Annotated in this window: 16 protein-coding genes; 15 read left to right on the top strand and 1 reads right to left on the bottom strand. The window is 40.5% G+C overall.

The annotated features are described in order from the left end of the window. Window positions 1–29 precede the first annotated feature (29 nt). Window positions 30–680 (bottom strand): hypothetical protein, encoded by a 651-nt coding sequence (locus tag ACUUJN_RS18670; protein WP_484668801.1) that lies wholly within the window; start codon window positions 678–680, stop codon window positions 30–32. A 212-nt stretch (window positions 681–892) separates the two neighbouring features. Between ACUUJN_RS18670 and ACUUJN_RS18665 the strand changes: the two genes are divergently transcribed. The 15 genes from ACUUJN_RS18665 (at window position 893) to ACUUJN_RS18595 (ending at window position 17,625) form a co-directional block, all read left to right on the top strand. Continuing rightward, window positions 893–1,885: a hypothetical protein gene (locus tag ACUUJN_RS18665; protein WP_484668800.1), complete on the top strand. Its 993-nt coding sequence runs from the start codon at window positions 893–895 to the stop codon at window positions 1,883–1,885. A 2-nt stretch (window positions 1,886–1,887) separates the two neighbouring features. Next, window positions 1,888–2,973, top strand: coding sequence for a hypothetical protein (locus tag ACUUJN_RS18660; RefSeq protein ID WP_484668799.1), 1,086 nt, complete (start codon window positions 1,888–1,890; stop codon window positions 2,971–2,973). An 81-nt stretch (window positions 2,974–3,054) separates the two neighbouring features. Beyond that, complete coding sequence (locus tag ACUUJN_RS18655) at window positions 3,055–4,008, top strand: ADP-ribosylglycohydrolase family protein (RefSeq protein ID WP_075155074.1); 954 nt, start codon at window positions 3,055–3,057, stop codon at window positions 4,006–4,008. 161 nt (window positions 4,009–4,169) lie between these two features. Further along, window positions 4,170–5,090, top strand: coding sequence for a hypothetical protein (locus ACUUJN_RS18650; RefSeq protein WP_034095069.1), 921 nt, complete (start codon window positions 4,170–4,172; stop codon window positions 5,088–5,090). A 221-nt stretch (window positions 5,091–5,311) separates the two neighbouring features. Then, on the top strand, window positions 5,312–7,699 hold the full coding sequence (locus ACUUJN_RS18645; RefSeq protein ID WP_484668798.1) for a polyprenyl synthetase family protein: 2,388 nt from the start codon (window positions 5,312–5,314) through the stop codon (window positions 7,697–7,699). Window positions 7,700–7,930: 231 nt separating this feature from the next. Continuing rightward, on the top strand, window positions 7,931–8,470 hold the full coding sequence (locus tag ACUUJN_RS18640; RefSeq protein ID WP_484668797.1) for a CueP family metal-binding protein: 540 nt from the start codon (window positions 7,931–7,933) through the stop codon (window positions 8,468–8,470). Window positions 8,471–8,754: 284 nt separating this feature from the next. After that, window positions 8,755–10,818: a methyl-accepting chemotaxis protein gene (locus ACUUJN_RS18635; protein ID WP_103049508.1), complete on the top strand. Its 2,064-nt coding sequence runs from the start codon at window positions 8,755–8,757 to the stop codon at window positions 10,816–10,818. Window positions 10,819–10,951: 133 nt separating this feature from the next. Continuing rightward, window positions 10,952–11,332, top strand: coding sequence for an immunity 22 family protein (locus ACUUJN_RS18630; protein ID WP_484668796.1), 381 nt, complete (start codon window positions 10,952–10,954; stop codon window positions 11,330–11,332). Between the two features lie 363 nt (window positions 11,333–11,695). Beyond that, window positions 11,696–11,926, top strand: a complete 231-nt coding sequence (locus tag ACUUJN_RS18625; protein WP_348623212.1) for a tyrosine-type recombinase/integrase — start codon at window positions 11,696–11,698, stop codon at window positions 11,924–11,926. A 161-nt stretch (window positions 11,927–12,087) separates the two neighbouring features. Continuing rightward, a complete protein-coding gene (locus ACUUJN_RS18620) occupies window positions 12,088–13,011 on the top strand; it encodes a hypothetical protein (RefSeq protein WP_348623211.1) in 924 nt (307 codons plus the stop codon). A gap of 155 nt (window positions 13,012–13,166) precedes the next feature. Further along, complete coding sequence (locus tag ACUUJN_RS18615) at window positions 13,167–13,844, top strand: hypothetical protein (RefSeq protein ID WP_348623210.1); 678 nt, start codon at window positions 13,167–13,169, stop codon at window positions 13,842–13,844. 200 nt (window positions 13,845–14,044) lie between these two features. Beyond that, on the top strand, window positions 14,045–14,857 hold the full coding sequence (locus ACUUJN_RS18610; RefSeq protein WP_058829983.1) for a class I SAM-dependent methyltransferase: 813 nt from the start codon (window positions 14,045–14,047) through the stop codon (window positions 14,855–14,857). Window positions 14,858–15,117: 260 nt separating this feature from the next. Next, window positions 15,118–15,837: a hypothetical protein gene (locus ACUUJN_RS18605; RefSeq protein WP_484668795.1), complete on the top strand. Its 720-nt coding sequence runs from the start codon at window positions 15,118–15,120 to the stop codon at window positions 15,835–15,837. Between the two features lie 212 nt (window positions 15,838–16,049). After that, window positions 16,050–17,099 (top strand): hypothetical protein, encoded by a 1,050-nt coding sequence (locus ACUUJN_RS18600; RefSeq protein ID WP_058829981.1) that lies wholly within the window; start codon window positions 16,050–16,052, stop codon window positions 17,097–17,099. A 154-nt stretch (window positions 17,100–17,253) separates the two neighbouring features. Beyond that, window positions 17,254–17,625 (top strand): hypothetical protein, encoded by a 372-nt coding sequence (locus tag ACUUJN_RS18595; protein ID WP_058829980.1) that lies wholly within the window; start codon window positions 17,254–17,256, stop codon window positions 17,623–17,625. Window positions 17,626–17,915 lie beyond the last annotated feature (290 nt).

The raw sequence follows: 17,915 nt of genomic DNA, 5'->3' as shown, positions 1-17,915 counted from the left end.
AGCTTCACCTCTCTTCAAAAAAAGGATTTCTAACAAAGGGATAGGTATTCCATTAAATACGTGGTTTGATTTTCGCTCAACAGCGGATGCAGCAATGGTTTTACGTGCTCGATATATTCTGCTTTGGTTTCGTAGGTCTCCTCATCTTTCAATTCTCCCTTAAAGGTACAGGCACCTTCGATCAGGATGGAAAGAGCCGTAAAGAAGTTAGCTAAAGAGTCGGCAATCTGGTGCGCTGCCCCACCTTCAAAAGCAGCATATACAGGGGAACCGAGTGCGCTAGTATCGACAATGACTGGATCGTCATTAAAAGTTGCAATCACGACATGATGGGGCGGCCACGAAGGAGATTCTTGGACAAACTCACCAGATGTAATCCAGCGATAGCCTAGTTGTTGGCGATATAGATGTTCTGGTGCGGCAAAAAAGAGAACCGCGGCATCCCCGATTTCAACTGCTGCATTTTTTAATTTGTGTGTTCCCGCTGCCTTAGCATCGATCATTTCATAATGGCTATACAGGTACTCAAGCTCAGGGGATACGGGAATCCGTCTGTCCCAGCAATCTGTTAGGTTCTCCATCCGGGGCTGGATGTCGTGGTTTTGGAACAGCCCGTAGGCATCATTATATAAGTTTTGCTGTTGTACAAAACGGGCCAAAGCTTCGCTTAACTGTTTCATAGGTGTTCATTCCTTTCTAATTGTAGGCTATGACCTCCGACAATAACGTTTCATTTCTAGCCTAAAGATATCATAATATAGATTTGGAGAACATATGTTTCTGTAATTGTGCCGCCTTGCCAGTCTATCCAGATTAATTTTACAATATAGGAGTTCGAAAATGTTTTGTGCTTAGTTTAATATGCTCAGGCTTACTTGTAAGGAGGATAAGTATGTCATTTTCTAAAATATACGATTACAAATTAAGAGCTTATTTTAATGAGCGAATTTCTGATTTAAGTCATGAATATCTATTTTATTCTTATCCCGATCAAGAGCAAAATTTAAGAATATTAACCCTGAATATAAACGAACAGGATTATGTTTCTCTAGTGCGATGGCATGATCTGTTTGACAGGTCGCTATTTACAAAAATGGATGATGTCATTCGAAGCGAACTGGATGCTGAACGCCTGGTTCGATTGCTTTCGTTCATTTTTAATGTTTTTGATATACATAAAGATGTTGTTTATAGGAGAAAAAACTTATTTTGTTTTTATTATCAATATCAAGTTTCACATCTAAGAGAGAGAGGGAATGAATTCTCGCTTACTCAGGACAGACTATTTTTCCTTCACCATCTCTTATTTGAACTGGGTTTAGGTGACGACATTTATGATCGTCTAACGATTGAAAATAATAGGATCATGTACAGAATGGAAGACGCACAACATTATGATCTGCACATTCTTATTAACATTTTGCATGAGCATATTAACAAAAGTAAGATGGATATGGATACACAAGCAACGCTGGAAAAAATAAAATTTTTACAAGGCCAATGGGTCAACTTTATGCTGGGTAGTCATGATGTATATGATTTTCCATTCGATGATTTCAACAAACCATTTGTAGAAGCAACGATGTTTATGCAAGCCTACAAATCTAATAAAAATAGGGTATTAGAGGTGCTGATAGACTGTATCAATGAGCATCAATCTCCAACAGAGCAGTTCATCTCCCATTTGATCTTGATGAATTACTCCTATTTTGTTCTCAAAAGAGATCCTAGTGAAATTACATATCTTAAGTTGTTTTGCAAGAAAAAACCGGGAGTTTTTATGAAAGTATTGACTGCATTGCTTGATATCAGATTTTTTGTTGATAAATCCAGCTTCACAAATGTGGGTATAGATTATTATTTATCTAGAGTAAAAGGGGATTAATCATGCCATTCCATCACGTTTCTTTACCTGATTTACCACCGTCTATCGGACGCCTTACAGCCATTCATCCACTACAGGGCGACTCTCAGGAAAGCATAACCCTGCTGGCACTAAACACACAAGCAGAACTGTGGAGACTAGAACTTCGCTCTGGCAGCGCAGAATTGTGCACACGTATTTGTATTCCTGATTTTAATCCCATGCAACCTGTCCAAATGGTTACCAGTTCTGACGGCAGCTACGTAGCTATCTCCAATCGTTTTGGACGGCATGCGGCAGTGTATGATTTAGTCCATGCTCAAGAAAAAATGCAACTATCACGGGACGAATATCACTACGATAAAAGTATGTTTCCCCTGGCATTTGTACACCAAGATGGTGCATGCATTCTTGTTCATGGGACGGAATGGAACCGGCTTGATCTGACGGATGTAGAAACAGGCATGCTTTTGACAGCAAGACCTACTCCTGTTTATAACAGCGAAAGCAAAAATGAGCACTATCTAGATTATTTTCATGGGAGGCTGCTGATTTCACCAGGGGGAAAGTGGATTGCGGATACGGGATGGGTGTGGGCTCCGATTGGAGTGGTCCGAACTTGGTCGTTATCGGATTGGCTGCTGAATCCATGGGAATCGGAGAAGGGTCCGTCGGTTCGCGATCTTTGGCAAACCATAGATTGGGATGGGCCAGTGTGCTGGACAGGACCCGATACATTGGCGGTTTGGGGACAGATGGATGCTGATTTACTGGAGGAGGAAGATTGGGGAGAGGAAGGAGTTGAACCGGCTGTTGTCCTATTCGATATGACCCAGCCCGGGTACCGACGTGTGCTTCCAGCGATTCCATCTCTAAATTGTGAGCCTGTTGAAGACGGGACTTTTCCTTTTCCCCAAGCGGATATGGCCATTTGTGGTGACCGATTATTCTTATGGGGAAAAGGAGTCTCGCTTCAGGTATGGCGGCTTTCAAGCGGTGTGCGGGAATATGTAGATACGGAGCGGTTTCCACTCGTTTACCATCAAGAGGCAGGAATTTTCATTGAATTGAAACCGGATAGCCGCTGTAAAGCCTTAAGCTACGAATAAATGGCAGTGTCGGGCTTCCTTCCTGGCGAGATGGGAAAATATGCGTTAGTTATTACATTTGAAAAGGGGCGTAAAACCAAAATGGCACTTATCAAGGATCGTTTTTTGGGATGCCTGGTTGGGCTGGCCGTGGGCGATGCTTTGGGAACCACTGTGGAATTCAGCAGTCCAGGTACATTTGAACCTGTAACGGATATCGTGGGCGGCGGTGTCTTTGGGTTAAAGCCGGGCCAGTGGACGGACGATACGTCGATGGCGCTCTGCTTGGCCGAGAGTATGGTGCGAAAAGATGGCTTTGATCCGGCAGATCAAATGCGCCGATACACCAATTGGTACCACTTGGGATATATGAGCAGCACGGGAACGTGCTTTGATATCGGTGGTGCAACGAGAGCAGCACTGCATCGCTTCGAAGCTACCGGAGATCCGTACAGTGGGTCCGTTGACCCCATGACTGCCGGCAATGGCTCTATTATGAGGCTTGCACCTGTAGCTATGGCCTATGCGAACCGTCCGGAAGAGGCGGTGATGTACGCTGAGATGAGCTCACGAACCACCCATGGAGCAGTCGAAAGTGTGGAGTCCTGTGCTGTGCTTGCTTCAATCCTTGTGGCAGGTCTGCGAGGAGCGGACAAAGAATCCATGTTATCGGCGGACGTCTGTTATAAGTGGCGGCAGGACGAGCCCGCTTATTCGGCAGCCATTGAAGAAATAATTCGGGGATCTTACCGGCATAAAGAGCCGCCTGAAATACAAGGAACCGGGTATGTCATTCGTTCCCTTGAGGCTGCGTTGTGGGCATTCCACCATTCGACTTCATTTGAAGAGGGAGCACTGTTGGCAGTGAATCTGGGGGATGATGCTGATACGACTGGGGCGGTGTACGGGCAAATTGCAGGAGCTTATTACGGAATAAGCGGTATTCCGAGTCGTTGGCGCGAGAAGCTGGCGATGAAGGAGACGATAGATGAACTGACTGAGGCTTTATGGCAGAAGGTTGAGAAGGACCAAACGCTCCAAGGGGAACATCTATAAAGATCAAGCTGGGCTGCTTTTCTTATGAAGCAGAGCCCAGCTTGTTTTTTTGTTTGCTATATCGCCATACTTCCGCCCTACTCAGCAACATGCCGTTATGACAAAATGAGTTCAATACAAATAACACTTCACTTTATTGACCCTTCAGAGGAGGAATTACCTTGTCACATCTATTTAAACGGCTTCATTCATTTGCTGATATTTCCAATGATATAAAAGGATTTGAGATCGTTTCGACCCAATTTGGCCCTGATGGGCGCGTGTATATTTTGCTGATTGATAAAGTCCCAGAACGAGTGCGGGGGATGTTCACGCCTGCCTCTCTTAAAGACAGACATACTTACAAGGTACTCATCCTAGACGATCACATCGAAGAAGTGTGTGTGGAGGGGCAGCAGTTCAACTATCATTATGTACAGCCTCTAAAAAATCATTTGTTACTCGTCGGAGCACGGTGCCATTATTATGGGCCTGGTCAATACGATCTAAATGGTAAAATCCTTGATTATGAAGGTCATACCGTCAATGAGATGTTGCTTGGAGACGGCATCCAGAGTGTTCAGGTAACAGAAGAAGGTACGATCTGGACCAGTTATTTTGACGAAGGTATATTTGGCAATTATGGTTGGGTTGAGCCTGTTGGGTCCTCCGGCCTTGTTGCCTGGAATGAAAAGGGAGATAAAATATATGAGAACCAAGCAGCAGCTATTGATGATTGCTATGCATTAAACGTAGTCAGCGAACAGGAAATCTGGTTTTATTACTATTCAGACTTTTCATTAGGACGTATTTCCGGTAGTGACCACACGAATATTACGTTTATGAATCCGAGGATTTCCGGCTGCTCCGGGGTGGCTACAGATGGATATCACTTTTTATTCGATGGCGGGTATGGAAAGAGTGGACAATATGTCCTGAAAAAGAATGTGAAGCCAGGTAGTTTGAGCAAAGGGCAAAACATCCGTTTTTTAAATGACGATCAAGAGTTTCTTCAGCCGCACGAACAGGATTTCAGAAAAAACCGCCTGCTGCTCCGTGAAGGTTCTCTGCTATATCAGGTGGCTGTTGAAGAGTTAGCATAAAAAACCACGGCAGACGTGGGTTTTTTTGTTGATTGAAAGTAATTTTGAGCCTATATTTTTGGTTTAAATTCATGGATATTGCCAAAGAGGGGGTATCGATAAGCAGCATGATAATTTCGTAACCTTACAGTTTTTTTTCCGTATAAAGATAAAAACATGATCCAAGTTCGTTCCCTCAGGGAGAAATGCAACCATGTTTAACAAAATGAGAAGTTGAGGTAATGCATTATATGAATGAAAAATTACAAGCCAATACAGGATATCAGCTGGCTGAGCGGAAGGCGATTCAGTATTTTGCATTACTGTATGATCAGGTCTTAGACAAATCTTATGTGACTACCCTGACAGAAGACATTCAAAAATGGAAAAAAAATCATATTCATCATTCCTCATGGTTATCCTTTTTTTCACGGAGAAAGAGAAAACCTGATACTCGGGACTATAATAGATACATTCAATGGCTGAATTATACAGGCAAATTGGATGATTATCTGGACCGAAGTGTCTCCTATATTTATATGAGGGACCTAGGCAAAGCTCTGGATTCTCCTGACACACATACCCGGATTCAGCGTGTCATTGCAGACGTAAAAAAACACTTGATCCAATCCACCAGTGCAAACGGGGGAGACCAACCGGAATTTATGAATTTGGCCGGGGTGTATCGGTGGGCCCAGAGGGAAGGTATAGAAACCGCGATAATTTGGGTGATCAACAAACTTAGGTCCGTATCCTCTCATATTCCCAAGGAGATGGATGCCGAGCAAGCCCAGCGCAAACTGATCAAGATCATTGTCGGGGTTATTCTGCATGTGATGGAAGAAATGGACGATACAGTGTCACCTATGGAACGTGCTCGCAGACTTGATGAAGCCATCAGGCTTGGGTACTCCTATGGTCTGACCTATCCTTTCATTGATGATCTTCTCGATTCCCAGGTTTTGACCGTTCAGGAGAAAGAACAATATTCCCGTATGATACGTGCCGCGCTTCTTAGTGGATCTGTGCCTGAGTTGGGCGATTGGACCGGAAATCATATGGAGTTGATTCAATACATACATTCGGAGCTCTCGGATGCATTTGAGTATATTAAGGCACATCAGCGGCCAGACACACAGCAAACCTTTTTCGAGCAGTCCTATGTTTTTTTTCATGCTCAAGATATTGACCGTGTTAAGGACCTAACGCGAGCTACTTATACCAATGAAGAGCTTTATATACCCGTTATCTTAAAATCTTCTTCGTCCCGATTGATTGTCCGTCCCGTGATTAGTGCTCCTGCGGATGAGGGTTTTGAGCAACGAACATTCTTTTATGGAATCTATAACCAGCTTGCTGATGATTTTGCGGATATGGTTGACGATATGAGAGACGGTGCGGTAACACCCTATACCTACTATTTAAATTATCATCATCAGAGATCGGATTTGATCAACCCCTTTGAATTATACTGGGCGGTCATTTCCTATTTGATCCATAACGTATATGACTCCAATGCCATGGCTCGTGAGGTGATACTGGATCGGGCAATGAATGGGCTCAAACGTTATAAAGAACGTGTAGGTATTGAAAAATATAATGAAACGATGGAGATCTTTGCATCCGGAAATCCGGAATTTAATAATCTCATTCAGAAGATGGTACAAAAAGCGGATGATGTAGATTTCTTAGATAAGCTGCTTCGGGACCAGATGATTACTCAACTGAAAAATGATTCGAGGGAAAAGGAAGACTTTATGAATACGGTCAAAATGGTCCGTGAGCAGATTAACAACCAATTGAAAATTACCAAGCCTCAAGGAATTCCGGCCATGAAAGAACAGCTTATTGAGGCTGCAAATTACAGTCTCGAAGGGGACGGGAAGCGGATACGGCCTATATTGACTTGGGTCATGGGCGTGAACGAATATGGATTAGATGCATCGGCAATCGTACCGCTTCTGAGATCACTGGAGTATATGCATACAGCCTCCCTGATCTTTGATGATCTTCCTTCCCAGGATAATGCGTCTACCCGTAGAGGGCGTCAGACCTTGCATCAGGTGCACAATAGCGCTACCGCAGAATTAACCGGTCTGTTTCTGATCCAGAAGGCGATTGGGGAACAATCGTCACTTGACCAGTTCAATGCTGAAACGGTGCTTGCTTTGATACAATACTCGGCCCAGAAAGCAGAAGATATGTGTATGGGGCAGGCGATGGATCTGGATTCCAAAGGAAAGGCACTGACCTTGGAGCAGCTGAATATGGTGTGCTTTTACAAAACAGGAGTGGCGTTTGAGGCTTGTCTGGTTATGCCAGCCATGCTTGCACAGGTCAAGGAGTCGGAAATTGCTGCTTTGAAGAAATTTGCCTATCATATGGGGATTGCTTTTCAGATTAAAGATGATTTGCTTGATGTGGAAGGAGATATGCTCTTACTCGGAAAACCTGTTGGCCAAGATTCTGATAATAACAATTCGAATTTCGTGTCCATCCTTGGTCTTGAAGGTGCCAGTAAAGAGATGTGGGAACACTATTGCCTCGCGATGGAAGCATTGGAAGAGATCCCACGTAATATTGCTTTTTTGAAGCACTTAATGAATTATATCGTGAACCGGGATCGTTAAAAAGAATTGTGCCCCATGGCTCCATAGGAGTGGTGGGGTGTTTGTTTTGTACGTTGAGACAGCAGAGCTGCTCATGCTCCTTCGCTCATCGGTAATCCTCTAATGTGATACAAATATAACTGAATCACAGCACAGATATGTGAATATCTGGTGACTTCAGTACCCCATTTTGTCCATTATGGTGCATTCTCCCTTATAATAATACAAAACAGACGAGGAGATGAACTCCAGATGAAAAAAGGAATCTTAGTCGCTTCAGGGTTGGTTGTTGCCGCATTGGGGACGTACCTAATTGCAGGAAATATTCAGAAAGAAGGGGCGGAAAAACATGAGACGACAGATATCAAGAAATTGGTGCATGATATCAGTGCAGGCAAGGCAACAGCCCAGTCTGCTTCCATTAATTCCAGTCAGTTGATTGTGACAGGGGACGATACTCAGACCATGAATTATGATTTGCCTGACAACGAGTTTTTTGTTTCGATTGCGCCATATGTGGAACAGACCCACCCTTGTGCAACTCATAGTCTAACTGGCTGCCAAGGCGAAATAAAAAATGGAGCGTTCAATGTGACCGTTCACGACTCCGAAGGGAATGTCATCATGGAGAATGCCGCCATGAAATCACAATCCAATGGTTTTATTGATCTATGGCTACCGAGGGATAAAACATACCGCATTAGCGTGAATCATGAAGGTAAAACGGCTGAAACTGAATTCTCTACATATGAGAAAAACGATACGTGTATCACAACGATGCAGTTGAGTTAACGACGGAGGATGAGGGTTGAGTTTACGGATCGCTGAAATGCTCTAAATCCGCAAAACCCTGCGTTCTCATATATAGCTTTTAGTAAAGAGCCTACGTCTGACGGAGGCTCTTTGTGCTGCCCTAATCTTTTGCTGGAGTTACGGAACAGGTCGGGAGGGAATCTATGAGGAATCAGATAGCAAAACTTTAAATTGTATATACTAAAAACCTATTAAAACAGCTGCAAACTTCCGACATATTATCTAAGAGCTTTTCGCTCAATATTCCTCGGGGAGATGGCAGCATGTCACAAAATATTAAGAAGAGCATATTCAGATCATCCAGCATCGCCAACACATTGGCCATGGTCTTGTTAGTCATTATCGTTGTCGTCTTTGCAACCTTGGGGACGTTCATGTTTGCAAGCACGCAAAGCATACTTGTCAAGCAGCAAGAGGCCATGCTCCAGACCAAGACGCAGGCCGTTGTCACTCAATTCGATGCGTTGTTTAAAGAAAAGGGATCACTTGTCAAACAAATGTCAACGAATAATCTTTTTAAGCAATATTTAGAAACCACCCCATCGGCAGAAATGGTGAAAACTTCTCCTTATGCTGCGGAAACAGTAGCGACTCTGGCAGCCATTGTAAAGGCAGAGCCATCTTTTGCCGACGCCTGGATTGCAGGAATATCTGGTAAAGGCTTCTTTCTTCAGAATGATGGTGTTGCTTCTAAACCGGATTTCGATATCCATACACGCCCATACTTCAAGCCAGCCGTTGAAGCAGACGGTTTATACTACTCAGAACCCTATAAGGACGTCAATTCGGGTAATGTGCTGATGGGCATTTTCTATCCGATTAAAGATAGAAGTAATCAATTAATCGGATTTGCTGCTGTCGATATTGCTTTCAAAGACATCCCTGCCGTTATGCAAAGCTATTCGCTTGGAAGCACAGGTTATTCGATTCTTGCGTCCAAAACAGGAGATATTTTGTATCACCCCGATCAAAATAAAGTGCTGAAAGAAAAGATTAACGAAAGCACAGGTGATCTTGGGGAGATTGGAAAGAAAATGATTGCTGGTGAGTCCGGAGTACAGCTAATTAATGATAATGGGGAACGTCGTTATATTGGGTATGCAACCAGTAAAGATACGGGGTGGTCTGTAGGCTTAACTATTTCTGAAGAAGAGGTGCTCACAGAATTAAAAACCTTTACCTGGCTTACCATTGGCGGTTTTGCGGCAGCCACCATCCTGCTCGTTGTGATTTGTTATATAACGCTCCGTTATCTGTTGAGATCAATCCCGAAATTGCTTGCAAAAATCAAGCTGATTGAAAATGGAGATTTGACCGTTCAGTTTGATACGCAATCCAACAACGAAATCGGGCAAATTTCTCAAGGAATTTACAATATGGTTCAAAAAATTCAAGGCATGCTCCAAATGGTGGGTGGCTCAGCTCAAGTCTTGAATCAGTCTTCTCATGATTTGCAATCCATTTCTTCCAGAACCGCGATCACGATGAACGATACTGCGACAGCAATTAATGAAATTGCCAATGCAACGAACTACCAATCCATCGAAACGGATAACATTTTACAAAAAACCGGAGCATTATCCGGCCAAATTGACGAAATTGCCAATGATGCCAAAGCCATCGAAACAATGGTGCAAATCTCTGCTGAGCAAAGTGGACAGGGGCTTGCGGTAGTAGATCAGTTATCCAGATGGGCGGAAGAAAATCACAATTCCACACAAGCGATGTCGTCTATTATTCAGGAGATTGATCTGAGCCGTCATGAGATTTCGAGCATTGTGGATACGGTCAACCAAATTGCAACGCAGACCAACCTGCTGGCGCTCAATGCTTCCATTGAAGCTGCACGTGCAGGAGAACAGGGCAAAGGGTTTGCTGTGGTTGCCGGGGAGGTTCGCAAGCTGGCTGAGCAGACGGCGCTGGCGACACAGGAAATCTACAAGAAGGTACGTGTGATTGAAGAAAAAACCAGCGTATCAGTTGAGCATACGGTTCACGGTCTGAAAATTGCAGAAGAAAATGCGAGATCGGTGGAGGACACGAAGCAAGTATTCTTTAGCATTAACAAGGATTTGGAAGATTTGAAATTGCGAATGATCCAGATCAGCACGAACACTTCCAAAGTCCACAAGCACAAAGATGAGATTTTGCAGGCGCTAGAGATCATCTCTTCCACCACCGAGGAAAATTCCGCTTCAACCGAAGAGGTCAGCGCCAGCACGCAGGAACAATTGGAAAGCTTCGAACAGGTTGCTGAACTATCCAAACAATTAAACCAATTGTCCAATAAGCTTCAAGACGAATTAAAGCAGTTTAAGGTTGAGTAACAAGTCTACTGGGCATGATTTTAACTAAATATACAGCAAAGCCCGCGATCAGCGCGGGCTTTTTAGCTTCAACAGCTGGTGCGGGATACAGATAGACTATACGTATAAACTGAAATATTAGCAGGGTGAAGATATGAATTGCTTTGAAAAAAATATGGTGTCCGTCTGGTACGGTCACTTTGCCTCTGAAGATGAGTTGTTTGAATATGTTGAGATCAAATACCCGGAGGATGAGAATGAGGATGTTTTTAGCGGTTTTTTAAATGACCATGAAATAGATAATTTTGACGAAGATTTTGCTGAAGGAGTCTTTCTGGTTGACGGGACCGATGATGGTATAAAAGATGTTTCCTATGTTGATTCTTTTTTATCTCCACTATTAAATGACTTAAGTAAAGTAGATGGTAAATATAATTCGTTGTTCTTTATATATGATTGTAATACAAGCGGTTTATCTGAAAAAAATGGCAAGGAACTACGCTTTTTAGCCGCATATCCTTATTCAAAAGATTAACGATTACACTATTCTTTTGTCTTCGGAGTCTCATTCCAAGTAATTATAATAATGAAAATTGAACTTAAAGGATCAATAATTTGATCCGAAAGAATCAGGGCCTTAAGGTAAATTCCCATCTTAAGGCCCTTTTTTTGTGCAAAATTAGATTTCCAAATTTTTGAACGGCTGATATACTAAGGAGACAAGTGAGATGAAGATAAACCTACTCTATCGGGATGAAGCAGGAAGGTTCGGCAAATGCAGCTCTCCAAAGTGGCCTTTGCGGTGGCCGAGCAGTACATAAGGGTTGGACAGCTAGAAGACTGACTATTTCCAGGGCAGAGAGAAGGCCGCCACCTGACGGAACGTTCAGCGCAGAAAGTGTTTGAAAAAGCGCTGGCTGAAGCGGGCATTCGCAAACAGGTGAGTATCCATTCGCTAAGGCATTCCTTTGCGACCCACTTGCTGGAGAATGGGATTGATCTTCGCTATATTCAGGAACTGTTAGGGCATCAGAGTGTGCGAACAACGGAGCGGTATACACATGTGAGCAGACGGGACATTGGGCGGATTCAAAGTCCGTTGGATCGGATGAGCGGGCTGGACGATTGAAACGCAGAAAGTGCGGGAATAAGGAACAAAGTGCAGGATTTACGAAGTTCGTGAATATAACGAAGAAAGCATTCTTTCAGAAGTTCGTAAATAAGACGTTAGGCAAAAGTCGAGAAAGGCTGGTCAAATTAAACAAGTAAAAGTGAAAGGATTTATACAAAATGAAAAATCATATTTTTTATTCTTGGCAGTCGGATTTACCTAATAATACCAATCGGGGTTTTTTGGGAACTTGTATCGAGAGTGCAATCAAAGAATTAAATCTATCTGAACAATTCGACATTGAGTTTAGAATAGATAAAGATACTATGGATGAGCCAGGAACCCCGCATATTGTGGATTCAATTTTCACTAAAATTGAGAAATCAAAATTATTTATTGCTGATGTTAGTATTATCAATTCTGACTACAACAAACGAAAAACACCAAATCCAAATGTTTTAATCGAATTGGGATATGCAGCAAAAGTATTAGGATGGGATAAGATCATTTGCATTTTTAACACAGATTTTGGAGACTATTCCGACCTCCCTTTTGATATAAAATTTAGGAGGCCACTTTGCTATTGTACGGAAGGAAAAAGTAAAGCAGAGGAAAGAAAAAAACTGATTGAGGTAATTAAAAGTAACATATCATTACATGATCCTAGCGAATTTATTCCAATAAACGAAGTAGGATCATATCTAATATTTGAGTCTTCAAAATTTCATTCTCAAATAGAAGAAAAAATTAATAGTCTTTTGCAAGATCTAAAACTTCAAAGTAAGTATGGTTTTACAAGCGATGATTATACAGTAGATATCACGGATGATTTTTTATATAAATTTGAGGAAGAAGAATCGATTGAGGAAGATATTGAATATTTTATCTCTGTCGTATTTACGGATGATACATATACTCATAATAATATAGGTGGACGAGAGTGTTCGTTGATTTTCACACTTAGAGAGAACTTCAAACAAATCAACTTCGGTGAAAACAAAGTTTATAGTGCATTCGAAATAATTACACGTGGCCATTCTCCATCAGGTAAAGGTAGAGATTATCGTGGACTGTCGGATGAGTTTGTAAAGAGACTTGAGTAAATCGAAGAACTCTCGACCATCGCCTAACATAATATTCACGCTGCGGACATTCGTCCTTGATCCGGCATTCGCCAGACACCCAGCATACGCTGGGTCGTGAATACAGGAACGTTATAGGAAATATTCAGAAAATTCCAAGTTATTGAGGAGAGTATATGAATAACTCGTTTGAAATTCATACCGAAAATTTAAACAGAAATTTAGAATCAGTTGAGAGATATATGGGAAGATTCAAAGACAGTATTAAAGGAGACTTAGATAAAGCTTTTGATACCACTTTTGAAAACATTAATAATGTTTTACCATTTAAGGATTTGATTTCAGAAGCGTTAAACAAGATGAAGCCTGAAGAGCAGAGTAATGACGGTTATTCAGGTCAGAAAGAAATTGAGATAACTATAGAAATGAACTCCACCCCTTTATTTGTTACGGATCTACAAAATGAGTTGAGTAAAGCTACTGAATTAATTAAGTTATCCAGCGAAAATGCTTATGCTGAGACAAGAGTACATATTTACTCGTTGTTCACTTATATCATTGTAATTTTTGAAGATTACCTAAAAAAGGTTTTGAACAAAGAGGAAACCTTCAATAATTTATTGGCAAGTGTTAATGATATTTTCAAGTCTAACAATATAAACGCGAACAATTGGTATAGAAAAATTAAGCGATTCCAAAAAATCAGGAATTTAATAGTTCATAAAAATGGAGAAAGGAATACTGGTCAATATTTATTATTGACTGTTAATGACGATTTGAAGCCACTAATAAGCACCATTAATGAATTTGTAGAAAAATATCGTTATCTGTTAAAGAGAGTAAATAACAACTAGTAGTTTCAGGGAGATGATCACTTCCTATAACATAATATTCAAGCAGCGGCTCCGCTGGAGCCTTGGTCTGCGGTATGGATTTCGGGGAGGCATTTCAGCAGACAACCTCTAGCGAGGTTCATGAATACAAGAACGTTATCAGAAATTAATGCAAATCTGAAATGCTCAAATATAAATATCTACTAAGAGAAGGTGCCTTCATGGACAAGAATTCATTAAATAGAAGAAGCATTATTGTTGACGGGGAAAATGGTGTCGGCAGCTCGGAAGAGTTAAAAAAGAATGTTGTTCATAAAACAAACAGCCTATATTGGGATACCAAAGGCAATGACTTCTTAAAAGCAATCGTGCTCCCTTATTATGGAGCATTTATCTCAGAAGAAAAGTGCCAGCTCTTTGGTGATATCTCAGGAAAAAAACTGTTGGAGATCGGCTGCGGAAATGGTCAATCCTTGCAATATCAAGGGGAACGAAACGCATCTGAACTATGGGCTGTGGATATTTCAGAAAGACAAATTGAAAAGGCAGCGCAACATTTGAAGTCATGTGGAATAGCAGCAAAATTGATATGTTCTCCCATGGAAGAAGAATGCGGCATCCCGACGGATTATTTTGACTATGTTTATTCAATTTATGCCATAGGTTGGACCACCGATCTTGAGGGTACCTTTCGACGAATATCTTCTTACCTTAAAAAAGACGGGCTATTTATTTTCAGTTGGTCTCACCCTATACACAGATGGGTTACTACAGAGAATGATAGGTTTGTAATTAATAAGAGTTACTTTAATGAAGGTTGGTATCCGGTAGCAGTTGATGAAGGTGAGCTATTGTTAGCGGACCGTATGCTGTCAACTTATGTAAACGCGCTTGCAAAAGCTGGGTTTGTAATTGAGCTAATGATTGAGGAATCTGATTATGAGTTTATGCAATTGCGGGATGATAACAGCGATATGGCAAAGAGAGCAAAAATGCTTCCAGTAACTTTTGTGATAAAGGCAAGAAAACTATAAGATATAAAAACAAAAGCGAAACTGATTCCAAGATTTTTAGAGGTTCGAGGAAGGTATTGACATCCGATAACAAAACATTCACGCTGCGGGTCGCTGTCGCGCCCCTTGGTCCGCCCGAGGATTTTCAGGGAAGATTAACAGGCGGACAACCCTGCACTGCCTAACCGCATCGTGGCCGCTCCCGTTGGTCGCTTAAGGCAGTGAGGGTTCGTGAATGCCTGAACGTTATACGACATCTTTTAAAAAGTAAGGGCCTAAGTATGGATATTAATGAAATAAAAAACAATATTGAATATCTTGAACATATACGAATGCACTATACCCCTTTAAAATATGTGAAAAAATATGTAAAGAGTACAAAAGATATTTACGAAGAACGACGCTTACTTAAATCAGTTGAATTTGACTCAGATTCCATTGAATACTTTGTCGATATAATTGTCAAAGATTTAAAGTCGAATAGCCGTTTCCGTCGAATGGAATGCCTTAAGGTGCTTAAAAGAATAATCAAAAATAGATCTTCAAATAAGCTATTTAGTAAAAAACTTATAAATGATTTATTCTATATCTACCAAACCTTTATTTTGACTAGCACAGAAGAAATTCAGTGGGCAGTTAGTACACTTATTAAAGATCAGCCCTTAGAGGACGAACAAATTAATTGGTTGATTGATAACTTTGAAGAGTCTGAGCATATTGTAAACAGACTCTTACGTTATCCTACTAGTAACAGGCTTATTACTAACTGGGCACGTCAAATAGTTAATGAAAGAAAGCTTCAAGAAAGAGTTTCTGAAGTAATCGGAATACTGATTGAAGATGGTATTCCTGAAAATATAAAAGCAAGTAACAAAAATCTTATGTGGGCGATTTACTACTCCAAAGTATCGGAAGATGAAAAAAGAAAATTAATTTTAAAGCACCTAGACTATAAAGATTATTCATTGTGCGATAGATGTTGCAATGAGGCTAGGAATTAGTGAAGTTTCTCAGGAACTATTAAGTCATTATTGTGGGCTTCTCAAAGAAGAAAATGACGTCGTATAACATAATATTCACGCATCGGGCATATGCCCTCGGTCCGACAGAAGGATTTCGGGGAAGCAGAAGCAGCCGGACACATCTGACTTCGTCAGACGTCGTGAATACGGGAACGTTAGGCGAAATTACATAAAAGGGATGGTTATTTAGAATGAAATTTTACTATTCATCTTTGTATATACATGAAACACTGAGCTCATTTGAAGACATCAAAAATAAAATAGATCCCCAATTAATTGAATTGTGTTTGGATACAAATATTTGTATATATCTAACCAGATTCTATAAGGAACCAAGTAGTCTTTTAGGTCAAAAGGATAACACTCTTGAAGAATTATTAAGTTTGCTTAAGAATATTGAGATGAATAATTTATTAGTTGACTTTTCTCTTGGACTGGAAGAGTCATGTCGAGAACTAAGCAACTTTGAAATTAATATGTCGAAGTTCCGTGACATGAATAATGCAATTAGATCTTTATTTGAGATGGATTACTTTCAAATGTTGCAGCACAGCAAAATTATAAAGTTTGAGCCATTCATTAAACACGAAACACTAAAAACGGACAGTAAAACAAAGAGTCTAGAAAGCGTAAGTAGTTTCCAACGTCTTCTATTTGTTTCGTATGCGTGTTTGTTAAAAATGTACATATTGGATAAGCAAAAAGAGTCGAAAAGTAATACTCAATTAATAATTGAGTATTTTGACTTTGTGGAAAAGGAAGTAGATATTTTTAGTGCTTCAACAACAATATTTGCTCATTATTATTTTAGTGGTAACAATAAAATTAGAAAGCTTATCCATAAAACGAAGAATAATGATGAAGATAGGCTGCACGCAATATGGAATGCATCGTTAGACTTAACATTTCCAACATTGGTGAGTCAAAAGCTTTTAAGAGATAAGATTGTCCCAGTTTTCGTAACAGCAGATGAAAATTTATCGTTAATTTTTGACTCGATGAAAATGAAATTTATGGTCGCGAATAAGACTGAAGCAGCATTGCCTCCGTTTTTAGAAGTAGATTATACAAGAACTAACTGGACCCAAGCTGAATTACAAGAAATTAATAATTATTATGATAGAATTATGGAACGAAGAAGATATAAATTCGTGTTTAATAATTTTGATCAAGAAGAAGTAATCAATCGTATGCGGATATTATGCTTCAATTTAGAAAAAGAACTGAAGAATTCTTTCTAGAATCATCGAAGAAGTACGAAAATTCGCCTAACAAAATGTTCACGCTACGGACATTCGTCCTGGGTCCGGCATTCGCCGGACACCCAACATTCGTTGGGTCGTGAATACAAGAACGTTATGCGTAATTATTGAAAAGATCATGGAGGGGAAATCTATGAAAAAGAAAGAATATAAAGATAGATTAATTGAATTACTTAATGAAGGAATTGAAGAACTAACGACAGACCAAGTAATCCACAAAACGAAATTACTGATCTTTGAATATGAGAAAAAACAAGCGTATAGTACAGAAAATAAGGGGAGACCTTGGACAGATGAAGAGTTAAGAGTAGTATTATCATTTGCACCAACTAAAGAAAACATACTGAAGTTGGCCAAAGGATTTAAACGTAGCTACGGGAGCATTGAACAAATTTTTAGATGGGCTGTAACCACAGATGAAGAGATTATAAATAAGGGAAGAGAAGATGATATTTTTATAAAACAGATTAGAAGATTGTATAAAGAGATGGGTTGGAAGGCGTAAATTAGAATGTCAATCAATGGAGTGATAACTACACATAACATAATATTCAAGCTGCGGCCCCGTTGGAGCCTGGGTCTGTGAGAAGGATTTCGGAGAGGCATTTCAGCAGACAACCCCTTCGGGGTTCATGAATACAAAAACGTTATATGATAGAAATGAAAAGCAATATGATCAAAGAAGAATGAAAATACAATAAAACAGATAAGAACGCTTGTGCGCAGATGTAAATACAGGTAAAATATAGATACAATTGAATCTTGGGTGGGTATGGTTTCCCTTCGAAAGGAGGT

The sequence above is a fragment of the Paenibacillus sp. LRG-1 genome (assembly GCF_057220305.1).
This window is presented reverse-complemented; position numbering and strand designations above follow the sequence as displayed.